Annotated in this window: 14 protein-coding genes and 1 pseudogene; 10 read left to right on the forward strand and 5 right to left on the reverse strand. The window is 71.8% G+C overall.

What is annotated here, in order from left to right:
* Positions 1-251 precede the first annotated feature (251 nt).
* From pcaC to PH203_RS08090, 3 genes are read left to right on the forward strand one after another with little or no spacing between them, the layout of a single operon-like run.
* Positions 252-1,550: a 4-carboxymuconolactone decarboxylase gene (pcaC, locus tag PH203_RS08080; protein WP_289917955.1), complete on the forward strand. Its 1,299-nt coding sequence runs from the start codon at positions 252-254 to the stop codon at positions 1,548-1,550.
* A 34-nt stretch (positions 1,551-1,584) separates the two neighbouring features.
* Positions 1,585-2,220, forward strand: a complete 636-nt coding sequence (locus PH203_RS08085; protein ID WP_289917956.1) for an MBL fold metallo-hydrolase — start codon at positions 1,585-1,587, stop codon at positions 2,218-2,220.
* A gap of 48 nt (positions 2,221-2,268) precedes the next feature.
* Positions 2,269-3,048: an exodeoxyribonuclease III gene (locus PH203_RS08090; protein WP_289917958.1), complete on the forward strand. Its 780-nt coding sequence runs from the start codon at positions 2,269-2,271 to the stop codon at positions 3,046-3,048.
* Positions 3,049-3,064: 16 nt separating this feature from the next.
* Here the strand turns inward: PH203_RS08090 and PH203_RS08095 are convergent.
* A pseudogene (locus PH203_RS08095) lies at positions 3,065-4,773 on the reverse strand (SGNH/GDSL hydrolase family protein).
* A gap of 201 nt (positions 4,774-4,974) precedes the next feature.
* Between PH203_RS08095 and PH203_RS08100 the strand changes: the two are divergent.
* Entirely contained in the window at positions 4,975-5,382 is a 408-nt protein-coding gene (locus tag PH203_RS08100) for a DUF6278 family protein (protein ID WP_289917960.1), read from the forward strand.
* Positions 5,383-5,522: 140 nt separating this feature from the next.
* Positions 5,523-6,266, forward strand: a complete 744-nt coding sequence (locus tag PH203_RS08105; RefSeq protein ID WP_289917962.1) for an amino acid ABC transporter ATP-binding protein — start codon at positions 5,523-5,525, stop codon at positions 6,264-6,266.
* Between the two features lie 168 nt (positions 6,267-6,434).
* Here the strand turns inward: PH203_RS08105 and PH203_RS08110 are convergent, their stop codons facing one another.
* Positions 6,435-8,000 (reverse strand): CocE/NonD family hydrolase, encoded by a 1,566-nt coding sequence (locus PH203_RS08110; RefSeq protein ID WP_289917964.1) that lies wholly within the window; start codon positions 7,998-8,000, stop codon positions 6,435-6,437.
* A gap of 116 nt (positions 8,001-8,116) precedes the next feature.
* Positions 8,117-8,875 carry a hypothetical protein gene (locus PH203_RS08115; protein WP_289917965.1) on the reverse strand — a complete coding sequence of 253 codons (759 nt, stop codon included), beginning with the start codon at positions 8,873-8,875 and terminating at the stop codon, positions 8,117-8,119.
* 144 nt (positions 8,876-9,019) lie between these two features.
* On the opposite strand from PH203_RS08115, the gene ggt reads away from it, so the two are divergent.
* Complete coding sequence (gene ggt / locus PH203_RS08120) at positions 9,020-10,822, forward strand: gamma-glutamyltransferase (protein WP_289917966.1); 1,803 nt, start codon at positions 9,020-9,022, stop codon at positions 10,820-10,822.
* Here ggt and PH203_RS08125 read toward each other — a convergent pair whose 3' ends face one another.
* Both PH203_RS08125 and map read right to left on the reverse strand, forming a co-directional pair.
* Complete coding sequence (locus PH203_RS08125) at positions 10,823-13,366, reverse strand: ATP-dependent Clp protease ATP-binding subunit (RefSeq protein WP_289917968.1); 2,544 nt, start codon at positions 13,364-13,366, stop codon at positions 10,823-10,825.
* 352 nt (positions 13,367-13,718) lie between these two features.
* A complete protein-coding gene (gene map / locus PH203_RS08130) occupies positions 13,719-14,486 on the reverse strand; it encodes a type I methionyl aminopeptidase (RefSeq protein ID WP_289917971.1) in 768 nt (255 codons plus the stop codon).
* A gap of 32 nt (positions 14,487-14,518) precedes the next feature.
* Between map and PH203_RS08135 the strand changes: the two genes are divergently transcribed.
* The 4 genes from PH203_RS08135 to PH203_RS08150 all read left to right on the forward strand — a co-directional run bounded on the left by PH203_RS08135 (position 14,519) and on the right by PH203_RS08150 (position 19,139).
* Complete coding sequence (locus PH203_RS08135) at positions 14,519-14,770, forward strand: helix-turn-helix transcriptional regulator (protein ID WP_289917973.1); 252 nt, start codon at positions 14,519-14,521, stop codon at positions 14,768-14,770.
* Positions 14,771-14,917: 147 nt separating this feature from the next.
* A complete protein-coding gene (locus tag PH203_RS08140) occupies positions 14,918-16,840 on the forward strand; it encodes a hypothetical protein (protein ID WP_289917975.1) in 1,923 nt (640 codons plus the stop codon).
* A 170-nt stretch (positions 16,841-17,010) separates the two neighbouring features.
* Complete coding sequence (locus tag PH203_RS08145) at positions 17,011-17,853, forward strand: nitrilase-related carbon-nitrogen hydrolase (protein WP_289917977.1); 843 nt, start codon at positions 17,011-17,013, stop codon at positions 17,851-17,853.
* A complete protein-coding gene (locus tag PH203_RS08150; protein ID WP_289917979.1) occupies positions 17,850-19,139 on the forward strand; it encodes an aspartate aminotransferase family protein in 1,290 nt (429 codons plus the stop codon). The genes PH203_RS08145 and PH203_RS08150 overlap by 4 nt, the downstream gene beginning before the upstream one ends.
* Positions 19,140-19,149 lie beyond the last annotated feature (10 nt).

A 19,149-nucleotide genomic window follows, 5' to 3' on the forward strand; every position in this document is an offset into this window, starting at 1 on the left:
CCCGGACCGGGCGGCCAGGGCTGGGCCACACCACCCGGGCCACACCACCCGGACCGCCGGCCGACAACCCCTCCGTATCCCCGTAGACGCCGGGGTGCGAGCCCGGTTCGGGGTCACGATCCGCGGCACCGCCCCCGCCCCCCTCCCGCAGTGAAGGCCGTGTGAGGGTTCCCCGGTGATGTGCGGGAGCCGCGTGTGGGGAGTGGGGGCCCAGGGGCCGGGCCGTCGGAAACGGCGGTTAGCGTGGAGCGGTGAGTGAGACGCAGACCCCCGCCCTGCAGTACCGCCTCGACGGCCCGGAAGACGCCCCGGTCCTCATCCTGGGCCCCTCGCTCGGCACGACCTGGCACATGTGGGACCGCCAGGTCCCCGAACTGGCCAAGCAGTGGCGGGTCTTCCGCTTCGACCTGCCAGGACACGGCGGCGCACCCGCGTACCCCGCGGTCGCGGTCGGCGAGCTCACCGCCCGGCTGCTGCGCACCCTCGGTGAACTCGGCATCCAGCGCTTCGGCTACGCGGGCTGCGCGCTCGGCGGCGCGATCGGCCTCGAACTCGCCCTGCGCCACCCGGACCGGATCGCCTCGCTCGCGCTGATCGCGGTCTCGCCGAGGTTCGGCACGCCGGACGAGTTCCGGCAGCGGGGCGTGATCGTACGGACGAACGGGCTCGACCCCATCGCCCGTACCTCCCCCGACCGCTGGTTCACCGGCGGTTTCGCCGCCACGCAGCCCGCCATCACCGACTGGGCCGTGCAGATGGTCCGCACCACCGACCCCGGCTGCTACATCGCCGCCTGTGAGGCCCTCGCCTCCTTCGACATACGGGCCGACCTCGCCAGCGTCGGCGTGCCCACCCTGGTCCTGGTCGGCTCCGACGACCAGGTCACCGGCCCGGCGGAGGCCCGTACCCTCGTCGCGGGCATCCCGGACGCGCGGCTCGCCGTGGTGCCCGGCGCCTCCCACCTCGTACCGGTGGAGCAGCCGGGGGCCGTCACCGACCTCCTGGTCCGGCACTTCTCCACCGCCTGGCAGCCCGCCTTCGACTCCACGACCGGGCAGACGGCCATCCCCGCCGCCGCCCTGAAGCCGGTCCTGGCCTCGCCCCCGCAGACCACGCCGATCGCCGAGATCGCGCCCGCCGCGCCCGCGCCGGTCGTGGGCGGGGGACGGCCCGATCCGTACGACGCCGGGATCAAGGTGCGCCGTGAGGTGCTCGGCGACGCGCATGTCGACCGGGCGCTGGCGCAGGCCGACGAGTTCTCCGGGGACTTCCAGGAGTTCATCACCCGCTACGCCTGGGGCGAGATCTGGGACCGGCCGGGTCTCGACCGCCGCTCCCGCAGCTGTGTCACGCTCACCGCCCTCGTCGCGGGCGGGCACATGGACGAGCTCGCCTTCCATGTGAGGGCCGCCCTGCGCAACGGTCTGACGCCGTCCGAGATCAAGGAAGTGCTGCTGCAGGCGGCGGTCTACTGCGGGGTCCCGGCCGCCAACAGCGCGTTCAAGGTGGCCCAGCAGGTCATCCGCGAGGAGACGACTCCCGAGGAGTGAGCGCCCGGCGGGCCCGCGCGGCAGGATGGGGGCCATGAAGCTCACGAAGAAGTCGCACGCCTGCGTCCGCCTCGAGAAGGACGGCCGCACCCTCGTCCTCGACCCCGGCGGGTTCAGCGAAGCGGACGCCGCGGTCGGCGCGGACGCGATCCTGATCACGCACGAGCACCCCGACCACTTCAACGAGGAGCGGCTGCGCGCGGCCATGGAGGCCAACGCGGCCGCCGAGATCTGGACCCTGAAGTCCGTCGCGGAGAAGATCTCCACCGCCTTCCCCGGCCGCGTCCACACCGTCGGCCACGGCGACACCTTCACCGCGGCCGGCTTCGACGTCCAGGTCCACGGCGAACTCCACGCCGTCATCCACCCCGACATCCCGCGCATCACCAACGTCGGCTACCTCGTCGACGGCGGCCGCGTCTTCCACCCCGGCGACGCCCTCACCGTCCCCGACCACCCCGTCGAGACGCTGATGCTCCCGGTCATGGCCCCCTGGAGCAAGATCTCCGAGGTCATCGACTACGTCCGCGAGCTCAAGCCGCAGCGGGCGTACGACATCCACGACGCCCTTCTCACCGACCTCGCCCGCCCGATCTACGACAACCAGATCGGCGCCCTCGGCGGCGCGGAGCATCTGCGGCTGGCGCCCGGGGAGGCTGCCGACCTCTGAGTGCCGGCCGGACTCTGAGTGTCAGTGGGTCCGGGTAGGTTGTGAGGCATGCGCATCGCGACCTGGAACGTGAACTCGATCACCGCCCGCCTGCCGAGGCTCCTGGCCTGGCTGGAGGGCAGCGGCACCGACGTGCTCTGCCTCCAGGAGGCCAAGCTGGCCGAGGAGCAGTTCCCGTTCGACCAGCTGCGCGAGGCGGGCTACGAGGCGGCGGTGAACGCGACGGGCCGGTGGAACGGCGTGGCGGTGCTCTCCCGGGTGGGCCTGGAGGACGTCGTCAAGGGCCTGCCCGGCGACCCCGGCTACGACGGCGCCCCCGAGCCCCGCGCCATCTCCGCGACCTGCGGCCCGGTGCGGGTGTGGTCGGTGTACGTGCCGAACGGCCGGGAGGTCGACCACCCGCACTACGCCTACAAGCTCCAGTGGTTCGAGGCCCTGAAGGCCGCCGTCGCCGGTGACGCCGCGGGCAGCCGCCCGTTCGCCGTCCTGGGCGACTACAACGTGGCGCCGACCGACGACGACGTCTACGACGTGGCCGCCTTCGAGGGCCTCACCCACGTCACCCCGGCCGAGCGCGCCGCCCTCGCCTCCCTGCGCGAGGCGGGCCTGTCCGACGTCGTCCCGCGCCCCCTGAAGTACGACCACCCCTTCACCTACTGGGACTACCGCCAGCTCTGCTTCCCCAAGAACCGCGGCATGCGCATCGACCTCGTGTACGGCAACGAGCCGTTCGCGAAGGCCGTCTCGGACGCGTACGTGGACCGGGAGGAGCGCAAGGGCAAGGGCGCGTCGGACCACGCCCCGGTGGTCGTGGACCTGGACGTCTAGCTCCTACGGCTAGCCCCTACAGCAACCCAAGGTCCACGGAGTCCGCGAGCGCCGCGAGACCCGCGTCCCCCGGATGCAGATGATCCCCGCTGTCGTACGCGGGCAGCATCCGCGCCGGATGGTCCGGGTCCCGCGCCACCCCGTCGAAGTCGAGGACGCCGTCGAACACGCCGGCGTCCCGGATCCAGGCGTTGACGGCGACCCGCTCGGCGTCCACGGCGGCCGTGCAGCGTGCCTCGCCCTCGCACGGCAGGATCGTCGCGGCCAGCATCCGCAGCCCGCGCGCATGCCCCCGGTCGGCGATCTCCCGCAGCCCCGCGATCACCTCGTCCGCCGTCGCCCCCCACCGCACATCGTTGACGCCCTGGAACACGACCGCCGTACGCGCCGACGTCTGCGCGAGCACATCCCGGTCGAACCGGTGCAGCGCGCTCACCCCGCCCGTGTCCGCGGACACCCCGTCACCGGGATAGCGGTCCAGGAGCACACGGTTCGCGGAGATCCCCTGGTTGAGCACCCCGTAGTGCGGCACCACATCCTGCGCCAGCAGCCGTGTGGCCAGCACATCGGGCCACCGCCGGTCGGCGTCCACCGTCGACCGGTCCCCGTCGGTGATCGAGTCCCCGAGCAGCACCAGGGACCCCGGCCCGCCGCCCACGTCCACCCCGGTCAGCAGCGGCCGGCTCGTCAGGACGGTCGTGTACGCCGTCGCCGAGCCGTCCGCCGTGTGGTCGCCCGCCTCACTGACGTACGACCGCTGCTGTGCGAGCCGGTGCACGGGCGCCGCCGCGACCGTCCCCGGCAGATGGAAGCTCACCAGCAGATCGGTGTCCGCGGGCACCTCGAAGTCGAGCGGATCGCTGAACGCCTGCGCCCCGGCGGGCACCTCGACACCCGCCGCCCCCTGGAAGCGCACCGCCACCGGCACGTCCCGCGCCGCCGCGCCCGACTCCCGCACGCCCACCGTCGCGCTCCCGATCCGCACCGGCGCCGCCGCGAAGGTGTTGTCGAACCGCAGCCGCACCCGGGGCCCGTCCACCGAGGTGTGCACCACCAGCCGCAGCGTCCGGTCGCTCCACGGCCCGACCGACGGATACCCGGCGGTCGCCGCCGCCCAACTCCCGCTCCAGTCGGCCGTGATGGCCCGCACGGACAGCGAGAACACATGCAGGCCCGGCGAGTCGGGCAGCCGCATCGAGGCCACCGGTCGCCCTCGGACGATCGGGACCGTCACGACGTACAGCCGTGTCCGCTCGGTGAGTTGGCCGCCGGGTGTGTTCACATGCGGCAGCGCCACCGCCTTCGTGGCGAGGGGGCCGGTGCGCCAGTCGGGGGCGGTGAGGCGGTACGAGGAGCTGCTGCCGTCGGCGTACGAGACAACGCCCGTGCCCGTCACCGCGGTGCCGTCCGTGCCCGCCGTCAGGAAGGCGAGCGCGTCGCCCCGGCCGATCACCCCCCGGACTGTCCGGCGGCCCGCACGTTGTCCGGCACGCCCGGTTCCCGCCGCGGCCAGGTCAGCCGTGCGCCCTGCACGGTCAGGGCCCGGCCGGGAGTCCAGCCCGCTGCCGCCAGGTCCTGGGCCGACAGCGAGGCGCCCGAACCGTCGAAGTCCGCCTCACCGGGCCGGGTGTCGTCACTGACCGCGGTGTTGTCGAAGAGCCGTTCCAGAGGCAGGGGTTGTGTTCTCGGCGCGGCCGGCACCGCCGGAACCGTTTCCGGTGCCACCGCCCGTCCCGGGCCGGCCAGCACCAGGACCCTGATCCCCCGTTCGGTACCGGTCAGGACGAGACCCGAGACGCTCCGTGAAGTTAAGGAGGCAGGGGTGGCCCGTCAACGAGCCATGCCCGAACTCGGCGTGAAGTCGCCCGGAATCGACCCCCCGCGCGCCTGTGGTGCCAGGCCCTGTGCCAATGACACGCTGGGCGTATGAAGATCCCTTTTCTCGGCCACCGCCGCAAGGAACCCGAGGCGCACGACGCCGAGGGCATCGCCGAACTGCTCTCCGAGTGCGAGCTGCTGCGCCGCCAGGCGGAGCGGTCGGGCGTCCAACTCGACGACACGGCTGCCTCGTTGGAGGCGCTGGACCAGCTGGTGCCCCGCTGGCGGGACGACGAGGAGGTCCTGGAGTGGCTCGGCAACGACGCCGGGCTGTATCTCGGGACGGTGATCGTACGGACCGTGGAGGGGGCCCGGTGGGGCATCAGATCCGACGGGCAGCCGGTGATCCTGCTCGCCTCCGGCCGTGAGTTCGACGTCGTCGCCGACGGGCACGAGTGGGCGGCCAGCGGGGTGCCCGAACTCTCCCAGCTGTATGCCGAGGTGGCGGAGGCGTAGGGGAGGGGGCGGGGAAGAGGGCGCATAAGAGGGGTGTAAATACGGCTAATGACCGAAAAGTGCGTGTCGCGCATTAACTCCACTCTTGTCTGGATAGTTTGCGGCAATCGCGACACAGCTGAGAGTGGGTAGGGCTGGGCATGGCCGTCGATCCGTTGATCGAGCTGCGTGACGTCAACAAGTACTACGGGGAGCTGCATGTCCTGCAGGACATCAATCTCACCGTCGGCAAGGGGGAGGTGGTCGTCGTCATCGGCCCGTCCGGGTCGGGAAAGTCGACACTGTGCCGGGCGATCAACCGGCTGGAGGCCATCCAGTCCGGCGAGATCCTGCTGGACGGGCGGCCGCTGCCGGAGGAGGGCAAAGCGCTGGCGCAGCTCCGTGCGGAGGTCGGCATGGTCTTCCAGTCCTTCAACCTCTTCGCCCACAAGACGGTCCTGCAGAACATCTCGCTGGCCCAGGTCAAGGTCCGGGGGCGCAAGAAGGACGAGGCCGACGAGCGCTCCCGCCGGTTGCTCGACCGCGTCGGCCTCGCCGACCAGGCGGACAAGTACCCGGCGCAGCTCTCCGGTGGCCAGCAGCAGCGTGTGGCCATCGCCCGCGCCCTCGCCATGGAGCCCAAGGCCCTGCTCTTCGACGAGCCGACCTCGGCCCTCGACCCGGAGATGATCAACGAGGTCCTGGAGGTCATGCGGCAGCTCGCCCGCGAGGGCATGACGATGGTCGTGGTCACCCATGAGATGGGCTTCGCCCGCTCGGCCGCCAACCGAGTCGTCTTCATGGCCGACGGGCGGATCATCGAGGACCGCGCGCCCGAGGAGTTCTTCACCAACCCCGACAGCGAGCGCGCGAAGGACTTCCTCTCCAAGATCCTCACGCACTGACCCGAGCAGGTCCGTCGTGCCGAACCTCTATTACGATGTGCCGTTCATCCCCGTGGTGACGGTGATCCCACCGGGGACGCCGCTGCCCGGTGGGGATCCCCCCACGGCCCCGAGACCGTAGGGGGGTGGCAGCTCACAGAGCCATACCCGCCCGGCGCCGGCCGGAGATCACTGCTCGCGCAGCGGGATCGACACGTACGACGGGTCGTTCTCCGGCGAGGAGAAGGTCAGCCGCGCGCCGGACGGGTTGTGCTCGATGTAGAGCGGGTCGACCGTGTCGACGACCAGGGCGAGCCGGTGCCCCGCCGGGACGTCGTAGGCCGTGGAGTAGAGCTCCAGGTCCACACCGAACGGCTTGCCGGGCGTCTGCCCGTGGAAGGTGTACGGCGCGTTGCTCACCAGCTTGCCGAGGCCGAGCGGCCCCACGTCGTACAGGTAGGCGACGAGCGTGCCGCTCTCCTTGGTGGGGGTGACCGTGGTGTGCAACTCGGTGGTGCCGCGGACCCGTTGGGCCGTCGGGTACTTCCCCGACTGCCATACCGCCGCCCAGGTGCGGGGGAGCAGAGGGATCGAGGCGACCGGGGGCAGCTGGGCGAGCTGGTCGAGGATGCTGGACAGGAAGACGACCCCGCCGTTCGCGCCCGAGTCGACGTTGGTGTGGATCGTGGTGGTGCCGGAGAGGGCGATCTTCTTCCGGGTGGCGCCGACCGACTTCCAGTCCGGGTAACCCTCGTAGCCGCCCGTCGAGCGGGACTTGAGCCGGACCGGCTGCTCCTTGTCGATGCCGTTGTCCTCGCCCTTGAGGTAGTGGCCGAACCAGCGCTCGGTGTCGGTCCACACATCGTTGGGCAGGCCGAACAGGCCCGTGAGTTCGGCGGTGGCGTGGTCACCGGGGCGGAATTCGAGTCTTTTCGGGCCGGTGAGCTTCTCGTAGAAGTCGGCGTACTGGTTGGGCGGGAAGACCGTGTCGCCCCAGGCGTTGGCCAGCATGACCGCGGCGCCGTTCTTGTTCAGCTGATCCACATATGTGGCGGCCGAACGTTTCTTCCCCCAATTGATCATGCCCTGTTCGTCGGACAGGTCGGAGGCGTAGAAGTTGTCGAAGATCTCCCGGAGTTCGGCGCTCTGCCGCCCCGTGACCAGGCTCGCGCCGTCCAGCAGCGCGCCCGCCTGGACATGTTGTGTACGGCCCGAGTAGATCGAGTCGATCAGATCGGCCCAGCCGCTGAGCGCCGCGACCGCCTTGACGCGCTGGTCGTGTGCGGCGGCAAGCAGGCTGATGCCGGCGCCGTACGAGACGCCCGCCATGCCGACCTTGCTCGCGTCGGAGGGGGTGTTGGCGAGCGCCCAGTCGATGACCTTGCGGGCGTCGGCTATGTCGGGCGGGCCCGCCACCTCTATCTCCCCGCCGGACTGCCAGAAGCCACGCACGTTGTAACTGAGCACGATGTAGCCGGAGTTCGCGAGTTTCTGGGCCTGCGCGAAGTACTCGACCTGGGGCAGGCCCCAGCTCGTCGGCAGCACGAGCAGCGGGTACGTACGGCTGCCGTCGGCGCCCGCCGGGGTGACGACGTTCGCCTTGAGGACGGTGCCGCCCTCGCCGGTGATGTCGACGAACCGGACGCTTGTCGCGGCCTGTGCGGCGGGGGCCGCGCCGAGGACGCCACCGGCGATCAGCGTCGCGGAGACGGCGCCCACGGCGGTCGTGCGCAGGGCCTTGCGATGGTGTCCCACTTGTCACTCCTCACTCGTGTAAGTGCAAAGTGACCAGACGGTAACCTCGACCTCTTACCGGAGGTAACCCGTCGGTAAGTTACGTGGGAGTAACGATTGTTGTCCTGTGGATGAATTCAGGAGGCGCGGTGGGAGTTCCGGGGAGCCGCCGGGGTGGGAAGCGGGGCCTGGGCTGCGCGGGTCACGTCCGCGACCAGCTCGGCGACATCGGGGCCGTACGCCTGTGAGTTGACCACCTTGAGCAGGAGCACGAAGGCGTTGTTGCCGTACTTGCGGGCCAGGCGCTCATGGTTGCGGGCGAGATAGCGGGTGGCGGCCTGGTTGGTGATGGCGGTCTGGCCGCAGAAGAGGAACACGGGCCGCGACAGGCCGGGTTGGCCGGCCGTGAGGCGGGCCAGCAGGACGTGTTCGACGAGGCCCTTCTCCATGCGGTAGCGCTCGCTGCCGATCTGGAACGCCAGCTTGTCCGGGCCCGGCTCCGGGTCGGTGTTCACCCGCACCCCGGGCAGCATGGCGTGCATGTGCGCCGCCATCCGCCGGTTCGACCCCGGGCCGCCGACGCAGAACTCCGTGCGCTCCCCGAAGCCCTGCCGCGCCGCGTCCTGGGTGATCACCTCGGCGTGCGCCCCGCAGTCCTTGATGAGCGCGGAGAGCTCCAGGAGTGCGAAGACGTCGTAGCGGTGCACGGCGAGGTCGGAGCTGCCGGCGTCACGGTTGACGACGAGCAGGGACTCGGAGTTGTCCGGCAGCCCGAAGAACGCCTGCTTCCTGCGGAGCTTCCGCTTCCACAGATAGGTACGAGCCACCCAGCCGAGGGCGGCACTGATGCCGGCCGCGACCACGCCCAGGACGATGTTGCGCACGTCGTCATTCATGGGCGCGCATGCTAGCGGGCCGACATGGCTGGTACGTACCGGTGTTCGAAGTGTGGCGGTCTCATGACGGCTGCCCTGAATGGGGCTGTCGGGGCCTCGGTGTTGTGGTTACGCTGCGCGGACGGTCCCGGCCTGGAGGTACGCATGCGTCGCCCTGTCGCGCGGAAACTGTCGGTACTGGCGGTCTCGGCCGCCGTGGTGTCGGTGGGGGCGACGGCTCCGCCGGATGCCGTCTCGACGCCCGCCGCTTCCACACCGCAGAAGGCCCCCGTGGCCGTCGGATACGGCGGCGCGGTCGCCAGCGTCGACCTCGACGCCTCCGCGGCCGGCATCGAGGTGCTGAAGAAGGGCGGCAACGCGGTCGACGCCGCCGTCGCCACGGCCGCCGCGCTCGGCGTCACCGAGCCCTACTCCGCCGGCATCGGCGGAGGCGGCTACTTCGTCTACTACGACGCCAAGTCCCGCAAGGTGCACACCATCGACGGCCGGGAGACGGCCCCGCTGACCGCCGACGCGAACCTCTTCGTCGAGAACGGCAAGCCGCTCGCCTTCGCCGACGCCGTGAGCAGCGGGCTCGCCGTCGGCACCCCGGGCACGCCCGCCACCTGGGCGACGGCCCTCGACAAGTGGGGGACCAGAAGACTCGGCACGGTCCTGAGGCCGGCCGAGCGGATCGCCCGCGACGGCTTCACCGTCGACGACACCTTCCGCACCCAGACCGCCCTCAACGAGACCCGCTTCCGCTACTTCCCGGACACGGCCGAGCTGTTCCTCCCGAACGGTGCGCTGCCCGTCGTGGGCTCCACCTTCAAGAACCCCGATCTCGCCCGCACCTACAAGGAGTTGGGCAGGAAGGGCGTCGACGCGCTCTACCGGGGAGACCTCCGCGACGACATCCTCGACACCGTCAACGACCCGCCCGTGGACCCGGCCTCCGGCTGGAACGCCCGCCCCGGCGAGCTGTCCGAGAAGGACCTCGCGTCCTACCGCGCCAAACTCCAGGCGCCCACGAAGACTTCGTACCGCGGACTCGGTGTCTACTCCATCGCGCCCTCCTCCTCCGGCGGCACCACCGTCGGCGAGGCGCTCAACATCCTGGAGAACACCGACCTCTCGAAGGCGAGCGAGGTGCAGTACCTGCACCGGTACATCGAGGCGAGCCGCATCGCCTTCGCCGACCGCGGGCGCTGGGTCGGCGACCCCGCCTTCGAGGACGTACCCACCCAGGGGCTGCTGTCGCAGTCGTACGCCGATCAGCGGGCCGCGCTCATCAAGGACGACGCGGTGCTGACCAGCCCGGTGGCGCCCGGTGACCCGCGCGACCCGGGCTCGACGGGGACGCCCGCGCCGACGACGTACGAGGGGGAGAGCACCACGCATCTGACGGTGGCCGACAGGTGGGGCAACGTCGTCGCCTACACGCTCACCATCGAGCAGACCGGTGGCAGCGGGATCACGGTGCCGGGGCGCGGGTTCATCCTCAACAACGAGCTGACGGACTTCTCCTTCACTCCCGCCAACCCCGCCGTGCACGACCCGAATCTGCCGGGTCCCGGCAAGCGGCCGCGGTCCTCGATCTCACCGACGATCGTGCTGGACCAGCACAACAAGCCCGTGGTGGCGCTGGGTTCGCCCGGTGGCGCGACCATCATCACCACCGTGCTGCAGACGCTGACACAGTTCGTGGATCAGAGGGTGCCGCTGGTCGACGCGATCGCCGCGCCGCGCGCCAGCCAGCGCAACCAGACCACGACGGAACTCGAACCGGCCCTCTACAACAGCGACTTGAGGACGCAGCTGGAGGCCCTCGGGCACGGGTTCCGGCTCAACGCCGAGATCGGTGCGGCCACGGGCGTGCAGCGACTGCCGGGCGGGAAGTGGCTGGCGGCCGCCGAGACCGTACGACGGGGCGGCGGCTCGGCGCAGGTGGTGTACCCGGCGCCGTAGTCACAGCTCAGGGGCGGGCGGCTCGTCCTCGGTGCGGAACTCGAGCTGCCCGCCCGTGACATCCACCGTCACGCGGCCGCCCTCCTTCACCCGGTTGTCCAGCAAGAGGCGGGACAGCCTGTTGTCCACCTCGCGCTGGATCGTGCGGCGCAGGGGACGGGCGCCGTACTCGGGCTGGTAGCCGCGCTCGGCCAGCCAGTCGACCGCCGCGTCCGTGAACTCGACCGTGATGCCCTGCGCGTGCAGCAGACGGCGGGTTCCTTCCAGCAACAGGTTGGTGATCCGGCGGAGTTGCTCCTGCGTGAGCTGGCGGAAGACCACGATCTCGTCGATGCGGTTCAGGAACTCCGGGCGGAAGTGCTCCCGCAGCGGCCGCAGGATCTGTTCGCGGCGGGCCTCCTCGTCCGCCTCCGCGCCGCCCGCGCCGAAGCCGATGCCCGCACCGCGGCGCGTGATGGCCTCGGAGCCGAGGTTGCTGGTCATCACGACGACCGTGTTGGTGAAGTCGACCGTACGGCCCTGGGAGTCGGTGAGGCGGCCGTCGTCGAGGACCTGGAGGAGGATGTTGAAGACGTCCGGGTGGGCCTTCTCGACCTCGTCCAGGAGCAGGAGCGAGTACGGATGGCGGCGGACGACCTCGGTCAGCTGCCCCGCCTCCTCATGGCCGACGTACCCGGGCGGGGCGCCCACCAGACGGCTGACGGTGTGGCGTTCCTGGTACTCGCTCATGTCCAGGCGGACCATGCGTTCCTCGCTGCCGAACAGGGCCTCGGCGAGGGCGCGGGCCAGTTCCGTCTTGCCGACGCCGGTCGGGCCGAGGAAGAGGAAGCTGCCGATCGGCCGGTCGGGGCTGGCGAGGCCGGCGCGGGAGCGCATGACCGCGTCGGCGACGACCCGCACCGCCTCCTCCTGGCCGACCACCCGCTGGTGGAGGTGGTCCTCCAGGCCCAGCAGGCGTTCCTTCTCCTCCTGGGTGAGGCTGGCGACCGGGATGCCCGTCTGCCGTGACACCACCTCGGCGACCGCCTCGGCCGTCACCTCCAGATGCTGTCCCTCGTCGGCCTCGTCCTGTCCGGTGGCCTCGGCGATGCGCTGCTTCAACTCCGTGATGCGGTCGCGCAGTTGCGTGGCCTGCTCGTAACTCTCGTTCGCGACCGCCTGGTCCTTGTCCCGGGTGAGCTCCTCGACCTCGCGCTCCAGGGCGCGTACGTCCGTGCCCTTCGTGCGGGCGCGCAGGCGCACCCGGGCGCCCGCCTGGTCGATGAGGTCGATCGCCTTGTCGGGCAGGCGGCGGTCGGTGAGATAGCGGTCGGAGAGCTCCACGGCGGCCACCAGGGCCTCGTCGGCGTAGCGGACCTGGTGATGGGCCTCGTAGCGGTCGCGCAGGCCGCGCAGGATCTCCAGGGTGTCGGCGACGGACGGCTCGGGGACCAGGATGGGCTGGAAGCGGCGGGCCAGCGCCGCGTCCTTCTCGATCCGGCGGAACTCCTCCAGCGTGGTCGCGCCGACGATGTGCAGCTCGCCACGGGCCAGGGCGGGCTTGAGGATGTTGCCGGCGTCCATCGACGCGGCCTCGCCGCCGCCACCCGCGCCGACCACGGTGTGCAGTTCGTCGATGAAGACGATCAACTCGTCGGAGTGGGCGCGGATTTCGGAGACAATGTTGTTGAGGCGTTCCTCGAAGTCGCCCCGGTAGCGGGTGCCCGCGACCACCCCGGTCAGGTCCAGGGCGACGACCCGCCGGCCGATCAGCACGTCCGGCACGTCGGTCTCGGAGATGCGCTGCGCGAGGCCCTCCACGACGGCGGTCTTGCCGACGCCCGCGTCGCCGATGAGCACCGGGTTGTTCTTGCCGCGCCGGGAGAGCACCTCGATGGTCTGCTCGATCTCCTGCTCCCGGCCGATCACCGGGTCGATACGGCCCTGGCGGGCCAGGTCGGTGAGGTCGCGGCTGTACTTGTCGAGGGTCGGGGTGCCGGTGCTGCGGGGCGCCTCGGTGCCCGGCCGGCCGGCGTCCTGTGCCGTCTCGGGCGGCAGGCCCGCCGGGGCGAAGTGCGCGGAGTTGAGGATGTGCCCGGCCGCCGAGTCGGGGTTGGCGGCCAGGGCGCTCAGGACGTGCTCGGGGCCGATGTGGCCGGTGCCGCGGGCCCGGGCCAGGTCGTGCGCGTCCAGCAGGGCGCGCTTGGCGGCCGGGGTGAGGGAGAGCGAGGTCGGCGGCGGGACCTCGCCGGGCGGGTGCAGTACGGGCCCCGACCGCTCGTCGATCTCCGTCGCCAGCTCGTCCGGGTCCGCGCCGGCCCGGCTCAGCAGCGACCGGGTCGGCTCGGCGGACAGCGCGGCCCGCAGCAGATGCTGGGTGTCCAGGTCCCGGCTGCCGTGCTCGGCGGCGTACTGGGCGGCCCCGCGCACCAGCTCCCGGGCGGGCTGGCTCAGGAGCCGGCCGATGTTGATCTGCCGGGGACCGGGCCTGGGACCGCCGAAGAAACGGGCGAGGAACTCGCCGAAGGGGTCGTAGCCTTCCGGTCCGCTGTAGCCGCTGGTCATGGCCGTTCCCATCCGGCGTCCCCGCGCGGGCATGGGGACACCCTCGCTGATCGACGTGCCGGGGTCGGGTAACCGGGTGGCAGCCGGTTACACCTGGGGCGCGCGTTCGTACAACACCTTCCCACGGATGGGCGGACCGGGCACTTCCGGTGGGGCCTTCCGCGGCCTGTCCAGCGGCTCGTGGGGGCTTCCCGTCAGTGCTCCTCCCGGAGGCGCCGGCTCGCTCAGCACCTTGCGCACCCGCGGCTGCCGGTCGACGGCGCCGACCTCGTGGCGGACGGCGGTGAAGCGGCGGGCCGGGGGCTTGCTCGACGTGCAGCAGGGCGGTGTCGACGGTGGGACGCGGATCGACTCAGCGTGCCGTCAGGACGCGGGGCCCGGCGTCCGTGATCGCCACCGTGTGCTCGGCGTGGGCCGCGCGGGAACCGTCGTTGGTGCGCAGGGTCCAGCCGTCCGCGTCCGCGTGGTAGCCGTCGGTGCCGCCGCCGATCAGCATCGGCTCGATCGCCAGGACCATGCCGTGGCGCAGTTTCATGCCGCGGCCGGGGCGGCCCTCGTTCGGCACGCCCGGGTCCTCGTGCATACGCCGGCCGATGCCGTGTCCGCCGAAGCCGTCCGGGATGCCGTAGCCGGCGGCCCGGCACACCGTGCCGATCGCGTGCGCGATGTCGCCGATGCGGTTGCCGACGACGGCGGCCTCGATGCCGGCGTCCAGGGCCCGCTCCGCCGTCTCGATCAGGCGTACGTCGGCCGGGCGCGGGGTGCCGACCGTGAAGCTGATCGCCGAGTCGCCGACCCAGCCGCCCAGTTCGGCGCCGAAGTCCGCCGAGACCAGGTCGCCGTCGCGCAGCCGGTAGCGGGTCGGGATGCCGTGCACGATCGCGTCGTTCACGGAGGCGCACAGGACGGCCGGGAAGGCGGTCGGTGCGAAGGAGGGCCGGTAGCCGAGGAAGGGCGAGGACGCGCCCGCCTCCCGCAGCACGTCGTGCGCCACCTCGTCCAGTTCCAGCAGGGATACGCCCACGTCGGCGGCCTTGCGCACGGCGGTGAGGGCACGCCCCACGACCTGTCCGGCCTCGTACATGGCGTCGATAGATGTGTCCGTCTTGAGCTCCACCATGCCAATTACTATACCGGTATTAGAATGGGCTCATGGTGCGCACCCCACTGACCCCCGAAGAGCGCGAACGCGGCGAGCGGCTCGGCCGGCTGCTGCGCGAGGCGCGCGGCGAGCGGAGCATGACCGCGGTCGCGGCGAGCGCCGGCATCTCCGCCGAGACCCTCCGGAAGATCGAGACCGGACGGGCGCCGACCCCGGCGTTCTTCACGGTGGCCGCGCTGGCCGAGGCGCTCGGGCTGTCCATGGACGAGATCGCGGGACGGTGCGCGCCGGCCGCCGTGTGACGGCACGCTTGCGTCGACTGCCGCACGTCACGTTCCGGCAGGGGAGGCGCACTCTGCGTCCAGTCCGAAAACTCCCCGTAGCCTCTTCGTAACACTGCTGGTGTTGTCTTACGGACCGAAGTACTCCGGTCTGGCGGGAGTTGAGCAATGGGAGTGGATCAACTCCCGGGTCGGGTCCGGGAGTTCGCACGCTACCTGAACGGACTTCTGGGCCGCCTGGATCAAGGCGGCGGCTGGTGCGCGGTCTTCTGGCAGCGCGACCCGGACGGCATGCAGGCCTGTCTCGAAGGACGTGAAGTCCCGCCCTGGGACGTGGTGGAGGCCCTGCTGCAGGATCTCGCCACCGAGTACGGCCACGAGGCCGCCGAACCCGAATCCCACCAGGCCCGCGCACTGCACGCCGAGGCCCTGGCCGCCTTCGACGCCCGCCCCGGCGGCCGCGACGACCTCGGCGACCGGCTCGACGTCATGCTCCGCGAACAGCGCTACACAGCCGAACGTCAGGCCGAGTTGAGCCGCCGCCTCGCCGCCGCGACCACCCAGGAGTCCGCCGACGCCATCCGCCTCGACCTCGCCTGGGCCCACGACGACCACGAACGCGCGACGGCACGCTGCGCGGAACTCCGGCGGCGGATGGAGCGGTTGGGCGACCGTTCGGTGCAGGGACAGGCGCAGGCGATCCGCCGAGGACGCGCGGGTGGCCGGTTCCGCATCGAGGCCGAGTACGGGCCGGGCGCGACGGGCGGCGCGGAGGGCGCGGCCCACGGGAGTGACCGGAACCCGAGCATGCCGCGGCAGCGCGACGCGCGCACGGCCGCAGAGGCGGCGGGCCCGCAGGGCGGACCGCAGTACGGCGCGGCCCCGGACCGGGACAGTCGGCGAGACGGGCCGCAGTACGGCGAGACCCCGGACCGGGACGGTTGGCGCGGATCGCCGTACCGCCAGGCCGCCGACCAGGGCGGTTGGCGGGACGGGCAGGCCGCCGGGCCCGAGCAGACGCCGGAGGCGGCGTGGGGCGGACCGGACGGCGGTCGCGGCCCGGGCGGCCGCGGCCGGGCCCGGGCGGACGGGGCCCGAGGGAGCGCGGGGCCGGACTGGCAGGGGGCCGGTGCTCCGGGGGCCGCGACCGACCCGGCGAGCGCCGCGCGAGCCGACTGGCACGGTGGTGCTCCGGCCGACGGCTCCCACGGCGCTCCCGCCCACACCGCTGAACCCCGTCCGTTCGAGGCGCCCGACCCCGGCGCGGCCGACACCGGAGGGCCCGCCGCAGGTGAGCATGTCGACGCGGCCACCGTCGAGGTGCCGTCCGCCCCCGAACCCGCTCCCGAGCCCGCCCCCAAGCAGCGCAAGCGGCGTCGCGGCAGTGCACGTTTCGCCGGGATCGTCGAGGAGGAGGCCGCCCCCGTCGTCGTACCGCCGACCGTCGTGCCCACGCTGCCGGCTCCCGCCGGCCGGCGCCGTACCCCGCGCGGGGCGCGGTTCGCCGGGGCCGCCGATGAACCCGTGGAGACGGCCGAGCCGCAGGCCGAGGCGCTGGGCGCGGCCGACGGGCGGGAGGTCGTGCGGGCCGTCGAGGCGCTGGTGCGGCTGCGGGCGGAAGGGCGCAGCGGCGAGGCGCACGCGCTGCTCGTCGAGGCCGCCCACTGGCCCGCCGCCCGCTTTCCGCTGCTCGCCGGGGAACTGCAGCGTGCCGGGCTCGGACACGACTGGGCGACCCTGCTGTGGGAGGCCGCCTCGCTGCCCGCCGAGCGGCTGGTCGCCGCGGCGGACGCGCTCACCGGGGCCGGACGCGGCGGCGACGGGGAGCAGATCCTGCGGCAGGGCGTGGCCCGGCCCGCCGAGGAGATCGGGACCGCCGTGCTCGGGCTGCTCGGCGAGGGGCGCCGGCGGGAGGTGCGGGCCCTGCTCGACGCCTACGTGCGGGTGCGTACGCCGGAAGAGGCCGCCCGCAGCGCCGCGCCGGGGCCGCAGACGCTCGTACCGCTGCTCCTGGAGGCCGCCCGGGGGGTCTCGGAGGACCGGCGCTGGGACCTCGTCCATGCGCTCCGGGTCGCCGGTTTCACGGCCTGACCAGGGCAGCCGCAGCACTCCTCGCTCACCCACGAGAGTGTGAAACGTGATCGACTCAGCGGGTTAACGACGATGGTCTTGGCAAGGCTGTCGGGGAGGCTTACTTTCGACCCTCTACGACCTGCATCTACGGGCGTAGAGGCTCTGAGGTCCCGTCGAAGGAGCAGCTCATGGCCAACGTCGTACGTGCCGCTCTGGTCCAGGCCACCTGGACCGGCGACACCGAGTCCATGGTGGCGAAACACGAGGAGCACGCCCGGGAGGCGGCCCGGCAGGGCGCGAAGATCATCGGGTTCCAGGAAGTGTTCAACGCCCCCTACTTCTGCCAGGTCCAGGAGCCCGAGCACTACCGCTGGGCCGAACCCGTGCCCGACGGGCCGACCGTCCGGCGTATGCAGGAACTCGCCCGTGAGACCGGCATGGTCGTCGTCGTACCGGTCTTCGAGGTCGAGCAGTCCGGCTTCTACTACAACACCGCCGCCGTGATCGACGCCGACGGCACCTTCCTCGGCAAGTACCGCAAGCACCACATCCCGCAGGTCAAGGGGTTCTGGGAGAAGTACTACTTCAAGCCGGGGAACGCGGGCTGGCCGGTCTTCGACACGGCCGTGGGAAAGGTCGGCGTATACATCTGCTACGACCGGCACTTCCCCGAGGGCTGGCGGCAACTCGGGCTCAACGGAGCCCAGTTGGTCTACAACCCCTCGGCCACCCACCGAGGCCTCTCCTCCTACCTGTGGCGGCTCGAACAGCCCGCCGCGGCCGTCGCCAACGAGTACTTCGTCGCCGCGATCAACCGGGTCGGCGTCGAGGAGTACGGCGACAACGACTTCTACGGCACGTCGTACTTCGTCGACCCGCGCGGCCAGTTCGTCGGGGACACCGCGAGCGACAAGGAGGAGGAACTCGTCGTCCGGGACCTCGACTTCGACCTCATCGAAGAGGTACGGCAGCAGTGGGCCTTCTACCGGGACCGCAGGCCCGACGCCTACGAGGGGCTGGTACAGCCATGAGCAACAAGGATCTGCTGGGCCGTCACCGGGCCGTCCTGCCCGACTGGCTCGCCCTCTACTACGAGGACCCGCTGGAGATCACCCACGGCGAGGGCCGGTACGTCTGGGACGCCGACGGCAACAAGTACCTCGACTTCTTCGGCGGCATCCTCACCACGATGACCGCGCACGCGCTCCCCGAGGTCACCAAGGCGGTGAGCGAGCAGGCCGGCCGGATCATCCACTCGTCCACGCTCTACCTCAACCGGCCGATGGTCGAACTCGCCGAGCGCATCGCCCACTTGTCCGGCATCCCGAACGCCCGTGTCTTCTTCACCACCTCCGGCACCGAGGCCAACGACACCGCCCTGCTGCTCGCGACGGCCTACCGGCGCAGCAACACGATCCTGGCGATGCGCAACAGTTACCACGGCCGCTCCTTCAGTGCGGTCGGCATCACCGGCAACCGCGGCTGGTCCCCGACCTCGCTGTCCCCGCTCCAGACGCTGTACGTCCACGGCGGCGTGCGCACCCGCGGCCCGTACGCCGCCCTCGGCGACGACGACTTCATCGCGGCCTGCGTCGACGACCTCACCGACCTCCTCGGTCACACCCGCCCGCCCGCGGCCCTGATCGCCGAGCCGATCCAGGGCGTCGGCGGCTTCACCTCACCCCCGGACGGCCTGTACGCCGCCTTCCGCGAGGTGCTCGCCGAGCGCGGCATCCTCTGGATCGCCGACGAGGTGCAGACCGGCTGGGGCCGGACCGGGGACAACTTCTGGGGCTGGCAGGCACACGGCGCCTCCGGGCCGCCCGACATCGTCACCTTCGCCAAGGGCATCGGCAACGGCATGTCCATCGGCGGGGTCGTGGCCCGCGCCGAGATCATGAACTGCCTGGACGCCAACAGCATTTCGACCTTCGGCGGCACGCAGATCACGATGGCGGCGGGGCTCGCCAACCTGTCGTACCTCCTGGAGCACGACCTCCAGGGCAACGCCCGGCGCGTCGGCGGACTGCTCATCGAACGGCTGCGGGCCGTCGCCGCGCAGACACCCGGCGTACGGGAGGTGCGCGGGCGCGGGCTGATGATCGGCATCGAACTGGTCAGGCCCGGCACCGACCGGGCCGATCCGGACGCCGCGTCCGCCGTGCTCGAAGCGGCCCGCGAGGCCGGTCTGCTGCTCGGCAAGGGCGGCGGCCACAACACCAGCGCCCTGCGGATCGCACCGCCCCTGTCCCTCACCGTCGCGGAGGCCGAGGAAGGCGCCGCGATCCTCGAGAACGCTCTGAGGAGCATCCACTAGCACCACGCTC

Origin of the sequence: Streptomyces sp. S.PB5 (genome assembly GCF_030403745.1) — a bacterium.
Lineage (GTDB): Bacteria > Actinomycetota > Actinomycetes > Streptomycetales > Streptomycetaceae > Streptomyces.

Excerpts from the sequence above, each read along its gene's own strand:
- PH203_RS08085 (WP_289917956.1), top strand. The coding sequence starts at position 1,585 with ATGAAGCTCACGAAGAAGTCGCACGCCTGCGTCCGCCTCGAGAAGGAC.
- PH203_RS08090 (WP_289917958.1), top strand. The coding sequence starts at position 2,269 with ATGCGCATCGCGACCTGGAACGTGAACTCGATCACCGCCCGCCTGCCG.
- PH203_RS08100 (WP_289917960.1), top strand. The coding sequence starts at position 4,975 with ATGAAGATCCCTTTTCTCGGCCACCGCCGCAAGGAACCCGAGGCGCAC.
- PH203_RS08105 (WP_289917962.1), top strand. The coding sequence starts at position 5,523 with ATGGCCGTCGATCCGTTGATCGAGCTGCGTGACGTCAACAAGTACTAC.
- PH203_RS08115 (WP_289917965.1), bottom strand. The coding sequence starts at position 8,875 with ATGAATGACGACGTGCGCAACATCGTCCTGGGCGTGGTCGCGGCCGGC.
- ggt (WP_289917966.1), top strand. The coding sequence starts at position 9,020 with ATGCGTCGCCCTGTCGCGCGGAAACTGTCGGTACTGGCGGTCTCGGCC.
- PH203_RS08125 (WP_289917968.1), bottom strand. The coding sequence starts at position 13,366 with ATGACCAGCGGCTACAGCGGACCGGAAGGCTACGACCCCTTCGGCGAG.
- map (WP_289917971.1), bottom strand. The coding sequence starts at position 14,486 with ATGGTGGAGCTCAAGACGGACACATCTATCGACGCCATGTACGAGGCC.
- PH203_RS08135 (WP_289917973.1), top strand. The coding sequence starts at position 14,519 with ATGGTGCGCACCCCACTGACCCCCGAAGAGCGCGAACGCGGCGAGCGG.
- PH203_RS08140 (WP_289917975.1), top strand. The coding sequence starts at position 14,918 with ATGGGAGTGGATCAACTCCCGGGTCGGGTCCGGGAGTTCGCACGCTAC.
- PH203_RS08145 (WP_289917977.1), top strand. The coding sequence starts at position 17,011 with ATGGCCAACGTCGTACGTGCCGCTCTGGTCCAGGCCACCTGGACCGGC.
- PH203_RS08150 (WP_289917979.1), top strand. The coding sequence starts at position 17,850 with ATGAGCAACAAGGATCTGCTGGGCCGTCACCGGGCCGTCCTGCCCGAC.